Genomic DNA, 20367 nt, shown 5'->3' on the forward strand with positions numbered 1-20367 from the left:
ATAAAAATACCATTAAAATGCCCTTTCAATCACACTTAAAATCAACAGATAAGCTGATTGAATCTACGGAGAGAGCTTTGCGCATTTGCCTATCACCCCTTCACTAACAAGGAATGGCTGGTTGAAAATTATAAACTTGAACAGAGCACGTGAATTATCCGGTACTACTGATGCGCAACTACAAACCCTAGTAGCGTTCATCCTACACCCAATCGCACCTATGGCAGCGCGATCCGCTCCACCTCATCGCATTCGACAGATTTTAGATAACAGTCTAGTCTTTACGTGTTCTTGCAGCCATACTGATCTGGTCGAAACGATAGCTTACACCACTACCAAATGCGCACGATGTGCGTCTACACGTCTCTCCTTGTAGCATATTAATTTTTGAGATATTCTACAAAGATATATCAGAGACGGCGTGCCGACACTACATGTAACTTGCGAGCTTTAGTTCAGGCCGCACATGCTGTGAACAATAACGGACACGCCAAAACTATATTCGGGGCTTTCTCTACCCAACACATGCCACGTACAGCCCTTCCGAGGGATCACTGTCTGCTACATCACTCTACCCATACCCCTCTAGGGAAGAGAAACACAAATCTACAGACACTTTGAAGACGCATCAAACTTAGTACTTTATCCTAGTCTCGGAAGCATGGAGAACCTTATTTATAATAACGCACTTACTTTTCATTCGAAGAGTTCAAGCGTACTTGCTAAACCAAATCAATCAAGATGCTGATCAACAACGCTGGAATCTGATTAAATTACCAACAAAACAGTAACACGAGATCATTGATACCAACCTCAACTTGGTATTCAACGTCAATCGCCCAGGGCTAGAGAACATTTGAGAAGCGACCGCCATTCCTCAAAGATTAAGATCGCCGCAATACATCTGAAGATGCGGTATGTACGGACCAACTACACTGTTGCTAAAGCGGATATGCGCGATTCACTAATTTCACACTCATCCCAAATCTCCCCATTTAGCATGAACCTCAATAACATCTCGCTTCACGAAGCGATCACCACCATTACGTATAGCAACATTAAAAAAGCACGCGACACGATCATCACCAACATCGAAACAATACATCTTTAACTCTCAAAAGAAATCATCTACGCAATGACATTTTTGATAGACAAGTAAGCAACACAGATCATAAACGTCATCCTTAAATCCACACATTACTTTTATTAACCGTGTGCACAATCACCAAATATACAGTATCGCTCTCATCTCTGACGTGTTACACAACTAGAATCCAATAGTACTCACCCCACACAACATTTACTGCCATTACACCAATTACAAGCGCTGCTGTGTTGCACACACTGCTATTACAATCAAAGTATTGATCGCTCCACGATTGTACTTCGTATTATCAAGAAATATCCCAACCGCCACCTCTACAATACTTATATCCCCCAAACACACCATAAAGGCAAAGATCTCAAGATACACGATGCCGAAACAGGAGAGTAACCTAACCCCCTTGTTATTGCTATAAATTATCTCAAGTTAGGAACAGGAGATCACGAACAAATGGTCTCGATTCAAGCACTAAACCGTCACAAAACAAGTAGTCTATTCGGTCAAAATCTGGGGACAGCAATCAACCAACTTATCGAATGCAATCCTTGAATTATCACGGTAATCGGTAATAACGCACTACGATTTTTGAAATAACAACGGCGAACCGAGGTTCAACCGGCCCGCCGTTTGCACGAATCCAACGACCTCGACCGCCGGATTACAAAGCACTGGTTAACTAATAACCTTCGAAACTACTCCAGCTCCCACTGTGCGTCCACCCTCACGGATCGCAAAGCGCTGCCCCTCACCCATTGCCACGGGATTAATCAGCGACACCGTTATCTTCACATTATCTCCAGGCATCACCATCTCCACTCCCTCAGGTAAACACACCTTACCGGTGATGTCTGTTGTACGCATGTAAAACTGCGGCGTGTATCCATTGAAAAACGGAGTGTGGCGACCGCCTTCCTCTTTCGACAGCACATACACCTCAGCCTCAAATTCCTTATGCGCCTTGATCGAACCCGGCTTCGCCAATACCTGACCACGTTCCACCTCATCGCGCTTAGTACCGCGCAACAAAAGACCCGCATTGTCCCCAGCCTGACCTTGATCCAACAACTTACGGAACATCTCCACACCCGTCACAGTCGTCTTGGACGTCGGACGAATACCAACAATTTCTACTTCATCACCTACCTTAATCACACCGCATTCAACACGACCAGTCGCCACCGTGCCACGACCAGAAATCGAAAACACATCTTCCACAGGCATTAAAAACGGACGATCAATCGCACGCTCCGGCTCTGGAATGTAGCTGTCCAATGCCTCCACCAGTCGAATAATCGCCGGCACACCAATCTCCGACTGATCCCCTTCCAGGGCCTTCAATGCCGAACCCTTCACGATCGGGGTGTCGTCACCAGGAAAATCGTATTTACTCAACAACTCACGCACCTCCATCTCCACCAGCTCAAGCAACTCGGCATCGTCCACCATGTCAGCCTTGTTCAAGAACACAACAATGTAAGGTACGCCAACCTGGCGAGCCAGCAAAATATGCTCGCGAGTCTGCGGCATCGGACCATCAGCAGCCGAACATACTAAAATCGCGCCATCCATCTGCGCAGCACCCGTAATCATGTTCTTCACATAATCAGCATGACCCGGACAGTCCACATGGGCATAGTGGCGGGTTTCACTTTCATACTCAACGTGAGCCGTAGAAATCGTAATCCCACGCGCCTTCTCTTCAGGTGCAGCATCAATCGCATCGTATGCCTTGAACTCGCCACCAAAACGCTCAGCACCCACCTTAGTCAGCGCCGCTGTCAGCGTAGTCTTGCCGTGGTCAACGTGACCAATCGTACCAACATTTACGTGAAACTTGGTGCGTTTGAACTTATCCTGAGCCATAGAATTGGAAACCTCTTCTGCTAAATTTATACTCGATTTTTAATAACACAGCGCCCAGCACAAGAGCCGTTGTTTATGGCCTTACGCAAGCTGGCAAACGCTACCGTTTAAGTTCTCTTGATGACAGTATCGGCAATGTTGGTCGGTGCCTCTTCATAATGGTCGAATTCCATCGCAAAAGTAGCGCGTCCTTGCGTCATCGAACGCAACGAGGTGGCATAGCCGAACATCTCACCCAAAGGAATCATCGCTTTGATAACCTTGCCAGACAGACTATCATCTTGCCCTTGCAACACACCACGACGACGACTTACATCACCCATGATATCGCCCAAATAATCCTCAGGACTGACTATTTCAACCTTCATGATCGGCTCGAGTAGCACAGGACTAGCCTTAGCAAAGCCCTGTTTGAACGCCATTGATGCAGCAAGCTTGAACGCCATTTCTGAAGAATCAACATCGTGGTATGAACCGAAAACTAGCTTAACTTTCACATCGACAACCGGGAACCCAGCTAGCGGACCACTGGTAATCGTTTCGCGCAGCCCCTTCTCAACCGATGGGATAAATTCTTTAGGGATAACGCCACCAGTGATTTCGTTGACGAACAAAAAATCATCCTTCACATCTGAATGCTGTTTGTCAACATCGTTCATTGGTGAAATCTCAATCACTACATGACCATATTGACCTTTACCACCAGACTGTTTGACGTGTTTATAGTCTGACTTCACGTCACTTTTACGAATCGTCTCACGATAGGCTACTTGCGGCTTACCAACATTGGCCTCGACATTAAATTCACGACGCATACGGTCGACAATAATGTCCAGATGTAGCTCTCCCATACCTGAAATAATGGTTTGACCTGACTCCTCATCAGTCTTGACACGGAACGAAGGATCTTCCTGCGCAAGACGCCCCAGAGCCATTCCCATTTTTTCCTGATCGGATTTAGTCTTCGGCTCAACCGCCATTGAAATCACAGGTTCAGGGAAAGTCATACGCTCTAGAGTAATAATATGATTTTGGTCACACAAAGTATCACCTGTGGTCACATCCTTTAAACCCACCGCAGCAGCGATGTCACCAGCACGGACTTCCTTTATTTCGTCCCGTTGGTTGGAATGCATTTGTAGGATGCGTCCCACACGCTCCTTTTTTGATTTGACGGAGTTATACACTTGGTCACCGGAATTCAGCACACCTGAGTAAACACGAAAGAATGTGAGTGAACCAACAAATGGATCAGTCATAATCTTAAACGCTAACGCCGAGAATGGCTCGTTGTCTGAAGCATTACAGCGGCATTCCTTCCCGTCCTCATCGACGCCCTGCACCGGAGGACGGTCAGCCGGCGAAGGCAATAGGTGTATGACTCCATCAAGCATGGCTTGCACACCTTTATTTTTGAATGCTGAACCACAAAACACCGGTACAATTTCAACTTTCAATGTACGTTCACGCAGACCTGCCAGTATTTCCTGTTCACCCAACTCACCTTCGTTCAGGTACTTATCCATTAACTCTTCAGTCGCTTCTGCAGCAGCCTCGACCATAAACGCACGTGCTCTAAAAGCCTTATCAGCTAATTCGGTGGGAATATCACGGTATTCAAAGACGGTACCTTGCGACGCAGCATCCCAATGGATCGCTTTCATCTTCAACAAGTCAATCACCCCCTCAAAACCATCTTCGGCACCAATAGGTACTTGCATCGGCACAGGGTAAGCACCTAAACGCGCTTTCAGTTGCTCGACCACTTTGTCAAAGTTAGCACCGGTACGATCCATCTTATTGACGAAAGCCATACGTGGCACAAAATACTTGTTAGCCTGACGCCACACTGTCTCAGATTGCGGTTGCACACCGCCGACTGCACACAGTACGAATACTGCGCCATCAAGCACACGCAGGGAACGCTCCACTTCTATGGTGAAGTCCACGTGTCCCGGGGTATCAATGATGTTAAAGCGGTGCTGCGGCATAGACTTATCCATACCGGACCAGAAGACAGTGGTGGCAGCGGAAGTGATAGTGATGCCACGCTCTTGCTCCTGCTCCATCCAATCCATCACCGCAGCACCATCATGAACTTCACCCATCTGATGGCAGACACCAGCATAGAAGAGGATGCGCTCGGAGGTAGTGGTCTTACCAGCATCAATATGAGCCATGATGCCGATGTTACGATAACGGTGAATGGGAGTGGCACGAACCACGGGAACCTCTCAATTCCTCAAATTTCAAATGGCCAAACACCGCTTTCCAGCGGCCTTCGGATCGGGAACAGCACTGCTACGAGTAGCCAGGAGTATTCATGGAGTGCAAAGAAAACTCTTTACTCAAGAGTCCATAAATCACCAGCGGTAGTGGGCAAACGCTTTATTCGCTTCCGCCATACGATGAGTTTCCTCACGCTTTTTGATGGCACCGCCACGACTCTCCGAGGCATCAAGCAACTCCGCCGCCAACTTACGTGGCATAGAATTCTCGCCGCGTTTACGTGAGGAATCGATCAACCAACGCATCGCCAACGCCATACGACGTGAAGCACGGACTTCCACTGGCACTTGGTAAGTTGCACCACCGACACGGCGCGACTTGACTTCAACAGCAGGCGCTACATTGTCAAGAGCTTTCTGAAGTAATTCGATAGCATTAGGATTTTTCTGACCAATAACATCCATCGCCCCATAGACGATTTTTTCAGCAACAGACTTCTTGCCACTCTTCATCACCATATTGATGAAACGGGCAATAGTTTCACTACCATGCTTTGGGTCTGGCAAAACACTACGCTGCGGAGTAAAACCTTTACGAGACATTATTCTCTGACTCCTTTAACTCTTCGGGCGCTTTGCGCCATACTTCGAACGCCCCTGACGCCGCTTGTTGACGCCAGCAGCATCAAGCGAGCCACGCACGGTATGATATCGCACACCTGGTAAATCCTTAACACGACCACCACGAATTAAAACTACAGAATGCTCCTGCAAATTGTGACCTTCACCACCAATGTAGCTAATGACCTCTTCCTGATTAGTTAGCCGTACCTTAGCAACCTTACGTAATGCAGAATTGGGCTTTTTAGGAGTACTAGTGTAGACACGCGTACACACTCCACGACGCTGCGGGCACTTATCGAGTGCCGGAGAGGCACTCTTGTAAGTGCTCGCTTGCCGCGGCTTGCGAACCAGCTGGTTAATAGTTGCCATCGTAAATTCTTCTGAATGAAGCACAAGAGACTGTGCATTAAAAAGGAAAGCAGGGAAGTGAGGCTGCCCTGCCGTTAACCGAACCAGCGTAATTGACAAACAAGAAAAATGTCAACGAAGCACTAAACTCCGATCTACTAACCATGACCAACAAAGGAAACCATCGCATAAATATCATTATGATCGATGCCTTTTCCCAGTTAGCAGTCAACAGAGTTTATGCCTACACTAATCCCTAGGAACTTTACCCCCCAAGAGAAACCGCATCTTTGGTGTGCGAAGAAATATCTGCACCAGAAAAGGCGCTACGACCAAGCAAAGCTTCCATTTCAGACTCAGTAAGACCAACCGCACTATAGCGACGATGGCTATGATAAGCCTGACCAGTGCCCGCTGGGATAAGGCGACCAACGATGACATTTTCCTTCAAACCACGCAAATTATCCCTGGTTCCTCGCACTGCTGCCTCGGTTAAGACACGGGTAGTCTCCTGAAAAGAGGCCGCCGAGATGAACGATTCAGTTGCCAAAGAAGCTTTAGTAATACCTAGCAACACTGGATTGTACTTTGCTGGCAACTCATTGCGCGCAATCAACTTCGTATTTTCCTCGATAACACGCTGACGTTCAACCTGTTCACCATTAAGGAACTTACTGTTCCCCTGGTCAACAATCTCAACTTTACGCAACATTTGGCGTGTGATCACCTCAATATGTTTGTCATTGATCTTCACACCTTGCAAACGATACACGTCCTGTATTTCTTTCACCAAGTAGGCAGCTAACGGTTCAATACCCAGTAAACGCAAAATATCCTGTGGACTCGGCTCACCATCCACAATGGTCTCACCTTTAGTGACATGCTCTCCTTCAAACACAATAATTTGACGGTACTTAGGAATCAGTTCCTCGTGTTCACTGCCATCAGCATCTTTGATAATCAAGCGCTGCTTACCTTTGGTGTCTTTACCAAAGCTTATTACCCCCGAACGCTCAGCTAAAATGGCGGAATCTTTCGGCCTACGCGCTTCGAACAGATCCGCCACTCGGGGTAGACCACCAGTGATGTCACGGGTTTTGGAAGCTTCCTGTGGAATTTTAGCCACCACATCACCAATACCAACTGACGCACCATCCTGAAGATTAACAATAGAGCGCGGCGGCAACAAATACTGAGCTGAAAGATCAGTACCGGGGATGGTCAGATCGTTTCCCTTTTTATCAACGATACGCACTAAAGGACGGAGATCTTTACCCTGAGAACCACGGCGCTTCGGATCAGTAATCTCACGCGAAGATAAACCCGTCAGATCATCAGTTTTCTCAATGACAGTAACGCCATCAACGAAGTCGACAAAACGGATAAAGCCAGCAACTTCAGAAACTATCGGGTGGTTATGCGGATCCCAATTTGCCAAGGTCTGTCCCGATTTGACTTCAGCCATATCCTTGACATTGATAGTCGCGCCGTAAGGCAATTTGTAGCGCTCACGTTCACGCCCATGGGTATCCAGGACAGAAATTTCCCCCGAGCGAGATACTGCCACCAAAGTACCATTAGCATGCTCAACATACTTGAGGTTAGTAAATTTTACCGAACCGCTAGTTTTAACAGTGATGTTATCTACCGCCGCTGCGCTCAAGGCAGTACCACCGATATGGAAGGTGCGCATCGTCAACTGGGTACCTGGTTCACCAATCGACTGCGCGGCAATGACACCTACTGCCTCACCTATATTAACCAAGTGGCCACGCGCCAAATCTCGACCATAACATAACGAACATACACCAAATGGAGATTCACATGTTATAGGAGAACGAACCTTCACAGATTGCACACCAGCCTCTTCCAACTTATTTACCCATTGCTCATCGAGCAAGGTACTACGAGTGACAATCGGCTCATCGTCGTTTCCAGGAAGAAATACATCCTCAGCAACGACACGTCCCAACACGCGATCTTTAAGTGGCTCAACAACGTCTCCACCTTCAACAATCGGAGTCATAGTTAAGCCGTTAGCAGTACCGCAGTTCAGCTGCACAACACATAAATCTTGAGTCACATCGACCAAACGGCGGGTCAAGTAACCAGAATTCGCAGTCTTCAATGCGGTATCTGCCAAACCTTTACGAGCACCATGTGTGGAATTGAAATATTCCTGCACACTCAAACCTTCACGAAAGTTAGCTTTAATCGGTGTCTCAATGATCGAGCCATCAGGACGGGCCATTAAACCACGCATACCAGCCAATTGACGAATCTGCGCTTGGCTACCACGTGCCCCAGAATCAGCCATGATATACAGTGAATTCATTGATTTCTGATCAACGATTTCACCCTCGGCGTTAACCACTTTCTCAGTGCCGATAGTATCCATCATCGCCTTGGCAATGCGCTCGTTAGTACGCGACCAAATATCAACCACCTTGTTATACCGCTCACCAGCGGTAACTAACCCAGATTGATACTGCTCCTGAATCTCAAGCACCTCCTGCTCAGCCTCACCCAATATTTCTTTCTTTTCGATAGGAATCAGCATGTCATCTATGCCTATCGACACACCGGCACGAGTAGCATAAGCATAACCCGTGTACATTAATTTATCTGCAAATACAACCGTATCTTTCAAGCCAAGCATGCGATAACTGGAATTGATCAACCTCGAAATGTTCTTTTTAGTCATTTCGGTATTGACCAACACAAACGGCAAACCTTCCGGAAGAATCTCACTCAGTAATGCCCGCCCTACCGTAGTATCTAAAATCGCAACTCTCTTGGTACGCAGCCCTTGATCATCAATCTCTATCTCAGTGATGCGGACCTTCACCTTAGCGTGTAATTCGACAACACGATTGTCGTAAGCACGTTTCAGCTCGCTCGTATTGGCGAATACCATGCCTTCGCCTTTCTTATTCTCCAGAGCACGACTCATGTAGTATAAGCCCAGCACCACATCCTGTGACGGTACGATGATAGGCTCACCATTAGCTGGAGACAGTATGTTGTTGGTGGACATCATCAACGCACGTGCTTCAAGTTGAGCTTCAAGCGAAAGCGGTACATGTACAGCCATCTGATCACCATCGAAATCAGCATTAAATGCTGTACAAACCAACGGATGTAGTTGAATCGCCTTACCTTCGATTAAAACTGGCTCGAATGCTTGAATACCCTGACGATGCAGAGTTGGCGCACGATTCAATACCACCGGATGCTCACAAATAACTTCCTCAAGAATATCCCATACCTCGGCCTCTTCACGCTCAACCAGCTTCTTAGCAGCCTTAATCGTAGTAGCCAAGCCGCGACGCTGCAGCTTAGCGAACACAAAAGGCTTAAATAGCTCAAGCGCCATTTTTTTCGGCAAGCCGCACTGGTGCAGCCGAAGGTGCGGACCTACGATAATAACTGAACGAGCAGAGTAATCCACACGCTTTCCAAGCAAATTTTGGCGGAAACGCCCCTGCTTGCCCTTGATCATGTCCGCTAGCGACTTTAACGGACGCTTATTAGTACCAGTAATAGCACGTCCACGACGACCATTATCCAGCAACGCGTCAACTGATTCTTGCAACATGCGCTTCTCGTTGCGTACGATAATGTCAGGAGCGCTTAACTCCAACAAGCGGCATAGACGGTTGTTACGGTTAATAACACGACGGTACAGGTCGTTCAGATCAGAGGTTGCGAAACGGCCGCCGTCCAACGGTACTAATGGACGCAAGTCTGGAGGCAGTACAGGTAATACTGTCAAAATCATCCATTCTGGGCGATTACCAGATTCGATGAACGCCTCAATCAGCTTAATACGTTTAGTTAGACGTTTTAGCTTAGTTTCAGAACCGGTGACAACAATTTCCTCACGCAAACGGGCCATCTCGGATTGCAAATCGATCATCCGCAACAGCTCATACACAGCCTCGGCTCCCATAGAAGCATCGAAGTCGTCACCATGCTCTTGACGGGCTTGTAAATACTGCTCTTCGGTTAGCAACTGACGCCGCTCTAAGGGAGTCAAACCCGGCTCAGTTACTACATAGGCTTCGAAGTACAACACACGCTCGATATCACGCAAAGTCATGTCCAGCATCAGCCCAATGCGTGAAGGTAACGACTTTAAAAACCAAATATGGGCAACAGGTGAAGCCAATTCAATACAACCCATACGCTCACGACGCACTTTAGCCAAAGTCACCTCGGTGCCACATTTTTCACAAACCACACCTCGATGCTTCATGCGTTTATATTTGCCGCACAAACATTCATAGTCCTTGATAGGACCAAAGATCGCAGCACAAAACAAACCATCACGCTCAGGCTTGAAAGTGCGATAGTTGATGGTTTCCGGCTTCTTAACTTCACCAAACGACCAAGATCGAATCAAGGCAGGCGAAGCAAGGCCAATTTTGATTGCATCGAAATCCAATGTCTGGCGCTGTTGGTTAAAGAGATTGAGTAGATCTTTCATACTTCTTCTCCGAAATTCGGAATTCAGGCATCAGGATTAGTTGGAAACAAGGGACAATGGAACTCACGACCTCCAAACCGATCAATGAATCCATAACATCGCATCTTTAGTTATCTTCCAGCTCAATATTGATCGCTAAGGAGCGGATTTCCTTCACCAGGACATTAAAAGACTCGGGCATACCTGCGACCATTTGATGATTGCCATCGACGATGTTCTTGTACATCTGATTCCGCCCCTGGACATCATCAGACTTCACCGTCAGCATTTCCTGCAGTGTGTAAGCTGCACCATAAGCTTCCAAGGCCCAAACTTCCATCTCACCAAAGCGCTGGCCGCCAAACTGGGCTTTACCACCCAACGGCTGCTGAGTAACCAGTGAATAGGGGCCAGTTGAACGGGCGTGCATCTTGTCGTCAACCAAATGGTTCAACTTCAAGTAGTGCATGTAACCAACCGTAGTCTTGCGATCAAACGGTTCTCCAGTGCGGCCATCGTAGAGTTGGGTCTGACCGCTGGTCGGCAATTCCGCTAGTTCAAGCATACGCTTAATCTCTTGCTCAGAGGCACCATCGAAAACTGGGCTTGCCATCGGCACACCGTCAGTCAGATTGTTAGCCATGTTCAGCAATTCGTCATCACTGAACTGCGACAGATCTACCCGCTGCCCAACCATACTGTGGTCATGATTGTAAATTTCATCAAGAAAACTTCGCAGATCCGCAATAGCGGCTTTGACCTCCAGCATACGCTGGATCCGATGTCCCAAACCCTTAGCTGCCCACCCCAAATGCACCTCTAAGATCTGACCAATATTCATACGCGACGGGACGCCTAACGGATTCAATACAATATCCACCGGTGTTCCATCCTCCATGAATGGCATATCCTCAACTGGTACAACGTTGGAAACCACACCTTTATTGCCGTGACGTCCGGCCATCTTATCACCAGGCTGAATACGACGCCTTACAGCCAAAAAAACCTTGACCATCTTCAATACACCGGGCGCCAAGTCGTCACCCTGAGTGATCTTGCTACGCTTGTCCGCAAAACGCTGATTAAAATCCTTCTCGTGTGCCTGTATCTGCTTCTGCGCACGCTCGATTGCTTCAACAGCGACCTCATCCTTCATTCGCAACGCAAACCAGTCACTCTTCTTCAAACCATCGAGATAAGTTTCAGTGATTATCTCGCCTTTTTTAATGTCGACGCCACCGTTAACCACCTTACCTACGATCTGAGAACGCAAACGAGCGTAAATAGCGCCTTCCAGAATACGAAACTGGTCATCAAAATCCTTCTTGACACGCTTGATTTCATACTCTTCAATCTGATGAGCACGTTTGTCCTTCTCAATGCCATCACGGGTAAACACCTGGACATCGATCACAGTACCATCCATGCCCGGTGGCACACGAAGCGAGCTATCCTTCACATCCGAAGCTTTTTCACCAAAGATCGCACGCAACAACTTTTCTTCCGGGGTTAGCTGGCTTTCTCCCTTCGGCGTGACCTTACCGACCAGAATATCGCCAGCACGCACCTCGGCACCGATGTACACCACACCAGATTCGTCTAGACGATTTAGCGCTTGCTCTGAGACATTAGGGATGTCAGCTGAGATTTCCTCGGACCCCAACTTGGTATCGCGTGCAATGCAAGTCAGCTCCTCAATGTGGATTGTAGTGTACCGATCCTCTTCCACCACACGTTCAGAAAGTAGAATAGAGTCTTCGAAGTTGTAGCCATTCCAAGGCATAAACGCGATCAGCATGTTTTGTCCGAGCGCCAATTCGCCAATGTCAGTCGATGGGCCATCGGCCAGTACGTCACCAGTGGCAACTATGTCGCCCACGTTCACAAGCGGACGCTGATTGATACAGGTGTTCTGATTTGAGCGGGTGTATTTAATCAGGCCATAGATGTCAACACCAGCATCAGTGGCACCAACAATCTCACATTCGTTGACCTTAACTACGATACGGCCAGCATCGACCTGATCAATTACACCACCCCGGCGGGCATTCACAGTCACGCCCGAATCACGAGCAACGGTACGCTCAATACCAGTACCAACCAAAGGTTTTTGCGCACGCAAGGTGGGCACAGCTTGGCGCTGCATGTTCGCCCCCATCAATGCGCGATTTGCATCATCATGTTCCAGAAAAGGAACCAAAGCAGCAGCGACTGACACTGTTTGCATCGGCGAAACATCCATGTAATGCACATCCGATGGTGGCTTCAACAGGGACTCCCCCTGGAAACGACATGGCACAAACGACTCAGTCAATTGCCCATTAACATCAGTCAAGGTGTTAGCCTGGGCAATAACATACTGATTCTCCTCAATAGCCGACAAATACTCAACCTCATCGGTGACACAACCGTCAGCAACCTTACGATACGGTGTTTCAAGGAAACCATATTGATTGGTGCGAGCAAACACTGCCAGTGAATTTATTAGACCAATATTCGGTCCTTCCGGAGTCTCAATCGTACACAAGCAGCCGTAGTGACTTAAATGCACATCACGCACTTCGAAACCGGCACGCTCACGCGTTAAACCACCTGGACCCAACGCCGAAAGACGACGCTTGTGAGTCACTTCCGACAAAGGATTATTCTGATCCATGAACTGCGACAGTTGTGATGAACCGAAGAACTCCTTAATTGCGGCAGCAACTGGTTTGGCATTGATCAACTCCTGCGGAGTGAGCCCCTCGGATTCAGCCATTGACAATCGCTCCTTGACAGCACGCTCAACACGTACAAGCCCTACACGGAAGACATTTTCCGCCATCTCACCGACCGAACGCACTCGACGATTACCCAGATGATCAATATCATCCACAACACCGCGTCCGTTACGGATCTCGCACAATTCCCTAATGACATCAAGTATATCGGAAGTCTCGCCCAGCTTGGAAACCAAGCGCCTGGACTCTTCATCGTTGCGATCAGCAAAATACTTTTTATCATAAAGTACAGGCTCGCCGGCAACATCTGTACGACCAACACGACGATTGAACTTCATGCGCCCAACCATGGACAAGTCGTAACGCTCAAAAGTGAAAAACAAGTTGTGAAACAAATTTTGGGCAGCTTCCTTAGTTGGCGGCTCTCCTGGACGCATCATGCGGTAGATTTCGACCTGAGCCTCAAGCTGAGTTTTAGTTGGATCGATACGCAAAGTATTAGACAGATACGACCCACGATCCAAATCGTTCACCCAAAGCGTTCCCACCGACTCGACACTCGCCTTGCGAAAAGCAACCATGCGATCCTCAGTCACCTCACTGTTGGCACTGGCAAGCAGTTCACCAGTCGTCGCATCAATCACGTCATGCGATAAAAGACGGCCGATCAGATACTCATCCGGCACAGCCAATGCGGAGATACGCGAAGCCTCCAACTGTTTCACATGACGCGCAGTGATACGCTTACCCGCTTCAACAATCACGCTGTCGCCGTCAGTTAAATTGAAACTTAATATTTCACCACGCAGCCGCTCAGGCACCAACTCAAGCTGCACACCTTTATCAGGGTTAATGTGAAACGTGTTAATTTCGAAAAACTCGCTCAGTATCTCCTCGTTGGAATAACCAAGCGCACGCAACAAGATGGATGCCGGCAATTTGCGGCGTCGGTCGATACGGGTAAATAGCGCGTCTTTCGGGTCAAACTCGAAATCCAACCATGAGCCTCGACAGGGAATGATGCGAGCGCTGTAAAGCAATTTCCCCGAGCTATGAGTCTTACCGCGATCGTGGTCAAAGAAGACACCTGGGGAGCGATGCAACTGCGAAACAATAACACGCTCGGTACCATTCACAATGAACGTACCGTTCTCAGTCATCAAGGGAATTTCCCCTAGATAGACTTCCTGCTCCTTAATGTACTTGATTGCCTTAGTCGAAGACTCGCGATCATAAATCACCAAACGGACGGTCACACGTAACGGCGCACCGTAACTCATACCACGCTGCCGGCACTCACGCTCATCGAACATCGGCTCGCCAAGCTTGTAACCGACGTATTCTAAGGCAGCATTGCCACTGTAACTAACAATAGGAAACACTGATTTCAGCGCCGCATGTAGACCAATGTCTTTACGTTGGCTCGACTCCACGTCTCCTTGTAGAAACGCACAATAGGAGTCCACTTGGATAGCTAACAAAAACGGCACTTTGAGGATCGAACGATGCTTGCCGAAATCCTTGCGGATACGCTTCTTTTCGGTGAACGAATAGGAGGTCATAAGATCTTTCACCTTTATGGTGTACAGGCCGCGCGTCCGCGGCTCGAAGTAACGAGTTGCCAGTTGGAAGCAGTGGTATTAGACATCAGCATGCCTTCTCCCGTCACTTTCAACTACCAAGTAACTAAAATTTGATTTGAATTTTCGAACATTCAGATAACAGCCTCTCCTCTTCAAGGGATAAAAGGCCGGGAGTTGATATCCACCCCAGCCTTCAATGCATCGTTATAAGATGTCGACAATGCAAGATACCGTTTACTTGACCTCGACGGTCGCGCCCGCAGCTTCAAGTTCCTTCTTAATTTTCTCAGCATCTTCCTTTGAGACAGCTTCTTTCAAAATACCACCAGCTTCAGTAAGATCTTTGGCTTCTTTAAGTCCCAATCCAGTGACAGCACGGACAGCTTTGATAACTTCAACCTTCTTAGCACCAGCTTCTTTCAGGATGACGGTGAACTCAGTTTGCTCTTCCACCGGAGCAGCAGCTGCAACCGAACCAGCAACCACAACTGGAGCAGCAGCAGAAACACCAAACTTGTCTTCGATAGCCTTGACAAGATCCATCACTTCCATAAGGGATTTTTCAGCAATAGCTTCGACAATTTTCTCGTTGGTAAGAGACATGATGATTACCTTTCGATAGTTTCTGAGATAGAGTTTTAGCGAGTCATTAGCGCATCACGCTTCACTAGTTTCAGACGCGGACAAAGCAGCGCCTCCCTGTTTGTCATCAGCCACAGCTTTGACAGCACGCGCGAACAATGTGATCGGCTCAGATAAAACACGAGCTAGCATGGCCAGAGCCTGTAATCGGGTTGGCAACGACGCGAGAACATCGACATGGCTAGCCGGATACAGCACACCACCAAGAGATACCACTTTCGACTTGAGCTTGTCGTTTTTTTTAGCAAACTCCCTAATTAGACGACCAGCAGCACCCGCTTCTTCAAGGGAAAACGCATAAAGCAGAGGACCAATTAACTTCTCTTTGACAATAGCGTACTCAGTACCTTCCAGGGCACGTGCAGCCAATGTATTTTTAACAACTTTGAGATATACACCGCTCTCTCGAGCCTGCTTGCGCATCGCGGTCATCTGAGGAACAGTGATGCCAGCATATTCAGTGACAATCAAGGAATGAGCCTTAGCGGCAACTCCTGCCAACTCGGCAACAACTTCCTGTTTCTGCGACAGATTAAGAGCCATTGGACCCATCCATTAAATATGGGAACCGAAAAATGGCTAACAAACTATAGATAAGAACTCGCCTGTACATTTCGAAAGCACCCCACTCTCACCGCTCTGCTTCAAATATTCCGTTCACGGCTCCTGCCGATTACGGTCCTGGGCAGCTTCCTTCCTGGAAGCCGAAACAATAGTCACGTTCGAGATTTAGTGGCTGTTCTAGACCTGGAATAGGACAACCTGGGAACGCCCCAGAGCTTCGTGAACCAGAAAATTCCAGAAGAGCGACACCATCTACGCAGGCTCTTCATGCAAGGAAAAAATTAAGCACTCCACAGACTTAAGCGTTGCCAAAGCCGTAGAGTGCACCTGCGATCTTTGATAGCTATCGTGAATAAACACCCACGACCGCCTTCAAAAAGCCCTACCCGTTATAAGGGTGGACCAATGGCCGGAAGAAACCGACTATAAACATCACACCCGGGAGACACTCCAAACACGTTACGTCGATCACATTCAACATTACTTAAGAGATAACGTTGACTGGTCAATCATCACACCCGGCCCCATTGTCGAACTCAATAATACTTTCTGCAAATAGGTTCCTTTAGAAGCAGTCGGCTTGATTTTGATTAAGTCAACCAACAACGCCTGCAAGTTTGACTTCAATGCTTCATCGTCGAAATTCACCTTACCGATGACGCAATGAATAATACCAGCCTTGTCAGCGCGATAACGAATTTGGCCCGATTTGGCATTCTTAACCGCTTCACCAGGATTTGTAGATACTGTACCCACCTTCGGATTAGGCATCAGACCACGAGGACCAAGCAAAGTACCCAATTTACCAACAACACGCATCGCATCAGGAGTAGCAATCACAACATCGTAGTTTAGATCACCTGCTTGCATTTTCTCAGCCAAATCATCCATACCCACAACATCGGCACCAGCAGCTAAGGCATCCTCCGCCTTAGCACCAGATGGAACAAACACCGCTACACGTACTGCCCTACCAGTTCCAGCGGGTAACAACGTTGAGCCTCGGACCTGTTGATCCGATTTTTTCACATCTACACCCAATCGCACGGCAACATCCACTGATTCAACAAACTTCGCCTTGGTGGTAGTTTTTAAAATTCTAATCGCTTCTTCAATGGCATAAACCTTGCCTGGTACAACAGCGACCTTAATAGCCTTCTGACGCTTTGTCTGTATCATAAATTAACCCTCCACCACTAACCCCATACTACGAGCCGAACCTGCGATCGTACGCACCGCCGCATCCAAATCAGCCGCAGTCATATCAAGTTCCTTCGCCTTAGCAATATCTTCAAGCTGCTTACGGGTAACTTTGCCTACCTTCTCTGTGTTAGGGCGTTTGGAGCCAGATTGTATGCCGACAATCTTCTTAAGCAAAACCGACGCTGGAGGTGTTTTGGTAATAAAGGTAAAAGTACGATCCGAATAAGCAGTAATTACCACCGGAATCGGCAAACCCTGTTCAAGCTTCTGAGTTACTGCATTAAATGACTTACAAAAATCCATAATATTCAAACCCCGCTGCCCTAAAGCGGGACCAACAGGCGGCGAAGGAGACGCCTGACCAGCCTTCACCTGAAGTTTGATGTAAGCAATGACCTTCTTTGCCATCTGAAATTCTCCGGGTAATAGCGCCTTAAAAACAGGCTCCCCATCACGTCGAGAAAAACACGCGTCCCGAGATCACGTCTTTAATCGTCTAAATAAAGACTCTTTATGTGCCAACAAACCCACAACTTAACAAAGCTTAAGCTGCCAAGTATAGCAAACCTTTTATATCTTTTACTGAATACAATGAAAGAGACGAAACTCAGCTTTTTTGGACCTGACCAAATTCAAGGTCAACAGGCGTAGGACGACCAAAAATCAGTACAGCCACACGCAGACGATTTTTTTCGTAATTAACTTCCTCCACAAGTCCATCGAAATCATTAAAGGGACCATCTATGACTCGAACCATTTGTCCCGGCTCAAACAACACTTTGGGACGTGGTTTCTCAGCACCATCCTGAACACGCCGCAAAATAGCATCAGCTTCATCGCTACTGATCGGCAACGGGCGATCAGCAGTACCACCGATGAAACCCATCACCTTTGGGGTCTCCTTAACCAAGTGCCAGCATTCACTATCGATACGTGGCACACCGCCCTCATAGTAAGTTTCGATCTGGATCAACACATAACCCGGGAAAAATTTGTGCTCGGAACGGCGTTTCTGACCAGAACGCATTTCCACGACTTCTTCGGCAGGAACCAACACCTCACCAAAACGATCCTGTATCTCAATACGTGAAATACGGTCACGCAGCGCTTGCGCAACTGTCTTCTCAAAACCCGAATAGGCATGAACAACATACCAGCGCTTCACAGCTTAATCCTCCTCAAAGCGACAGGAACCACTGCGTGAGCTTCTGTATCACGAAATCAAAGCCACCCAACAAAAGACTCAGTATAGTAATTACCACGATTACAACCCAAGTGATACGAATAGCCTCATGACGTGTTGGCCAGACCACCTTACGCAGCTCAAAACGCGACTCAACTAAGAATTCACGAAGTTCACGCCCCTTTGCTGTGGTCATAAGCACAGATGCAGCAGCGGCGAAAACGAGCATAACAGCCAAACCACGCAACTGTGTAGCCCAAGAACCTAACATAAGGAAATGCACAGCTTCCTCGAACAGAAACCAGACAAACCCCCCTAACACCAACAGCAAGCTAGCAATGAAGTACTTAAAAATATCGCCGCTCAGAGCGGTGATTTTAGTAGGTTCAATTTTTGTTTTCATCAGGATTCAGCTTACCGATTTGAGCCAAGCCATAAAGCCGGGGCAAAAGTGGCGCGCCAGGAGGGAATCGAACCCCCAACCTGCGGTTTTGGAGACCGCTGCTCTGCCAATTGAGCTACTGACGCTTGAGACTCACTCGCACTACGATTTTTGAAATAACAACGGCGAACCGAGGTTCAACCGGCCCGCCGTTTGCACGAATCCAACGACCTCGACCGCCGGATTACAAAGCACTGGTTAACTAATAACCTTCGAAACTACTCCAGCTCCCACTGTGCGTCCACCCTCACGGATCGCAAAGCGCTGCCCCTCACCCATTGCCACGGGATTAATCAGCGACACCGTTATCTTCACATTATCTCCAGGCATCACCATCTCCACTCCCTCAGGTAAACACACCTTACCGGTGATGTCTGTTGTACGCATGTAAAACTGCGGCGTGTATCCATTGAAAAACGGAGTGTGGCGACCGCCTTCCTCTTTCGACAGCACATACACCTCAGCCTCAAATTCCTTATGCGCCTTGATCGAACCCGGCTTCGCCAATACCTGACCACGTTCCACCTCATCGCGCTTAGTACCGCGCAACAAAAGACCCGCATTGTCCCCAGCCTGACCTTGATCCAACAACTTACGGAACATCTCCACACCCGTCACAGTCGTCTTGGACGTCGGACGAATACCAACAATTTCTACTTCATCACCTACCTTAATCACACCGCATTCAACACGACCAGTCGCCACCGTGCCACGACCAGAAATCGAAAACACATCTTCCACAGGCATTAAAAACGGACGATCAATCGCACGCTCCGGCTCTGGAATGTAGCTGTCCAATGCCTCCACCAGTCGAATAATCGCCGGCACACCAATCTCCGACTGATCCCCTTCCAGGGCCTTCAATGCCGAACCCTTCACGATCGGGGTGTCGTCACCAGGAAAATCGTATTTACTCAACAACTCACGCACCTCCATCTCCACCAGCTCAAGCAACTCGGCATCGTCCACCATGTCAGCCTTGTTCAAGAACACAACAATGTAAGGTACGCCAACCTGGCGAGCCAGCAAAATATGCTCGCGAGTCTGCGGCATCGGACCATCAGCAGCCGAACATACTAAAATCGCGCCATCCATCTGCGCAGCACCCGTAATCATGTTCTTCACATAATCAGCATGACCCGGACAGTCCACATGGGCATAGTGGCGGGTTTCACTTTCATACTCAACGTGAGCCGTAGAAATCGTAATCCCACGCGCCTTCTCTTCAGGTGCAGCATCAATCGCATCGTATGCCTTGAACTCGCCACCAAAACGCTCAGCACCCACCTTAGTCAGCGCCGCTGTCAGCGTAGTCTTGCCGTGGTCAACGTGACCAATCGTACCAACATTTACGTGAAACTTGGTGCGTTTGAACTTATCCTGAGCCATTACTA

General features: G+C 48.0%; 13 protein-coding genes and 1 tRNA gene. All 14 read right to left on the reverse strand.

The window, feature by feature from the left end; genetic code table 11:
- Positions 1 to 1777: 1777 nt before the first annotated feature.
- Positions 1778 to 2968: an elongation factor Tu gene (tuf, locus tag PLS229_RS10320; protein ID WP_038273292.1), complete on the reverse strand. Its 1191-nt coding sequence runs from the start codon at positions 2966 to 2968 to the stop codon at positions 1778 to 1780.
- A gap of 107 nt (positions 2969 to 3075) precedes the next feature.
- On the reverse strand, positions 3076 to 5193 hold the full coding sequence (gene fusA / locus PLS229_RS10325; protein ID WP_038272873.1) for an elongation factor G: 2118 nt from the start codon (positions 5191 to 5193) through the stop codon (positions 3076 to 3078).
- A gap of 138 nt (positions 5194 to 5331) precedes the next feature.
- Positions 5332 to 5799, reverse strand: a complete 468-nt coding sequence (rpsG, locus tag PLS229_RS10330; RefSeq protein WP_038272876.1) for a 30S ribosomal protein S7 — start codon at positions 5797 to 5799, stop codon at positions 5332 to 5334.
- Positions 5800 to 5814: 15 nt separating this feature from the next.
- Positions 5815 to 6189: a 30S ribosomal protein S12 gene (gene rpsL, locus PLS229_RS10335; RefSeq protein WP_038272877.1), complete on the reverse strand. Its 375-nt coding sequence runs from the start codon at positions 6187 to 6189 to the stop codon at positions 5815 to 5817.
- Between the two features lie 244 nt (positions 6190 to 6433).
- The gene (gene rpoC, locus PLS229_RS10340; protein WP_038272879.1) at positions 6434 to 10657 is read right to left on the reverse strand and encodes a DNA-directed RNA polymerase subunit beta'; all 4224 of its coding nucleotides are present in this window, start codon (positions 10655 to 10657) and stop codon (positions 6434 to 6436) included.
- A 106-nt stretch (positions 10658 to 10763) separates the two neighbouring features.
- Positions 10764 to 14918 (reverse strand): DNA-directed RNA polymerase subunit beta, encoded by a 4155-nt coding sequence (rpoB, locus tag PLS229_RS10345; protein WP_038272880.1) that lies wholly within the window; start codon positions 14916 to 14918, stop codon positions 10764 to 10766.
- A 255-nt stretch (positions 14919 to 15173) separates the two neighbouring features.
- A complete protein-coding gene (rplL, locus tag PLS229_RS10350) occupies positions 15174 to 15542 on the reverse strand; it encodes a 50S ribosomal protein L7/L12 (protein ID WP_038272881.1) in 369 nt (122 codons plus the stop codon).
- Between the two features lie 54 nt (positions 15543 to 15596).
- Positions 15597 to 16124 carry a 50S ribosomal protein L10 gene (gene rplJ, locus PLS229_RS10355; protein WP_038272883.1) on the reverse strand — a complete coding sequence of 176 codons (528 nt, stop codon included), beginning with the start codon at positions 16122 to 16124 and terminating at the stop codon, positions 15597 to 15599.
- 501 nt (positions 16125 to 16625) lie between these two features.
- Complete coding sequence (gene rplA / locus PLS229_RS10360) at positions 16626 to 17324, reverse strand: 50S ribosomal protein L1 (RefSeq protein ID WP_038272885.1); 699 nt, start codon at positions 17322 to 17324, stop codon at positions 16626 to 16628.
- Positions 17325 to 17327: 3 nt separating this feature from the next.
- The gene (gene rplK / locus PLS229_RS10365; protein ID WP_038272888.1) at positions 17328 to 17756 is read right to left on the reverse strand and encodes a 50S ribosomal protein L11; all 429 of its coding nucleotides are present in this window, start codon (positions 17754 to 17756) and stop codon (positions 17328 to 17330) included.
- Positions 17757 to 17955: 199 nt separating this feature from the next.
- On the reverse strand, positions 17956 to 18513 hold the full coding sequence (gene nusG, locus PLS229_RS10370; protein WP_038272890.1) for a transcription termination/antitermination protein NusG: 558 nt from the start codon (positions 18511 to 18513) through the stop codon (positions 17956 to 17958).
- Between the two features lie 13 nt (positions 18514 to 18526).
- Positions 18527 to 18934 (reverse strand): preprotein translocase subunit SecE, encoded by a 408-nt coding sequence (gene secE / locus PLS229_RS10375; RefSeq protein WP_038272892.1) that lies wholly within the window; start codon positions 18932 to 18934, stop codon positions 18527 to 18529.
- A 49-nt stretch (positions 18935 to 18983) separates the two neighbouring features.
- A tRNA-Trp gene (locus PLS229_RS10380) sits at positions 18984 to 19059 on the reverse strand.
- 112 nt (positions 19060 to 19171) lie between these two features.
- Positions 19172 to 20362, reverse strand: coding sequence for an elongation factor Tu (gene tuf, locus PLS229_RS10385; protein WP_038273292.1), 1191 nt, complete (start codon positions 20360 to 20362; stop codon positions 19172 to 19174).
- Between the last annotated feature and the right edge of the window lie 5 nt (positions 20363 to 20367).

The organism is Xylella taiwanensis (assembly GCF_013177435.1).
In the GTDB taxonomy this organism is placed as follows: Bacteria; Pseudomonadota; Gammaproteobacteria; order Xanthomonadales; family Xanthomonadaceae; genus Xylella; species Xylella taiwanensis.

Excerpts from the sequence above, each read along its gene's own strand:
- tuf (WP_038273292.1), bottom strand. The coding sequence starts at position 2,968 with ATGGCTCAGGATAAGTTCAAACGCACCAAGTTTCACGTAAATGTTGGT.
- rpsG (WP_038272876.1), bottom strand. The coding sequence starts at position 5,799 with ATGTCTCGTAAAGGTTTTACTCCGCAGCGTAGTGTTTTGCCAGACCCA.
- rpsL (WP_038272877.1), bottom strand. The coding sequence starts at position 6,189 with ATGGCAACTATTAACCAGCTGGTTCGCAAGCCGCGGCAAGCGAGCACT.
- rpoC (WP_038272879.1), bottom strand. The coding sequence starts at position 10,657 with ATGAAAGATCTACTCAATCTCTTTAACCAACAGCGCCAGACATTGGAT.
- rpoB (WP_038272880.1), bottom strand. The coding sequence starts at position 14,918 with ATGACCTCCTATTCGTTCACCGAAAAGAAGCGTATCCGCAAGGATTTC.
- rplL (WP_038272881.1), bottom strand. The coding sequence starts at position 15,542 with ATGTCTCTTACCAACGAGAAAATTGTCGAAGCTATTGCTGAAAAATCC.
- rplJ (WP_038272883.1), bottom strand. The coding sequence starts at position 16,124 with ATGGCTCTTAATCTGTCGCAGAAACAGGAAGTTGTTGCCGAGTTGGCA.
- rplA (WP_038272885.1), bottom strand. The coding sequence starts at position 17,324 with ATGATACAGACAAAGCGTCAGAAGGCTATTAAGGTCGCTGTTGTACCA.
- rplK (WP_038272888.1), bottom strand. The coding sequence starts at position 17,756 with ATGGCAAAGAAGGTCATTGCTTACATCAAACTTCAGGTGAAGGCTGGT.
- secE (WP_038272892.1), bottom strand. The coding sequence starts at position 18,934 with ATGAAAACAAAAATTGAACCTACTAAAATCACCGCTCTGAGCGGCGAT.
- tuf (WP_038273292.1), bottom strand. The coding sequence starts at position 20,362 with ATGGCTCAGGATAAGTTCAAACGCACCAAGTTTCACGTAAATGTTGGT.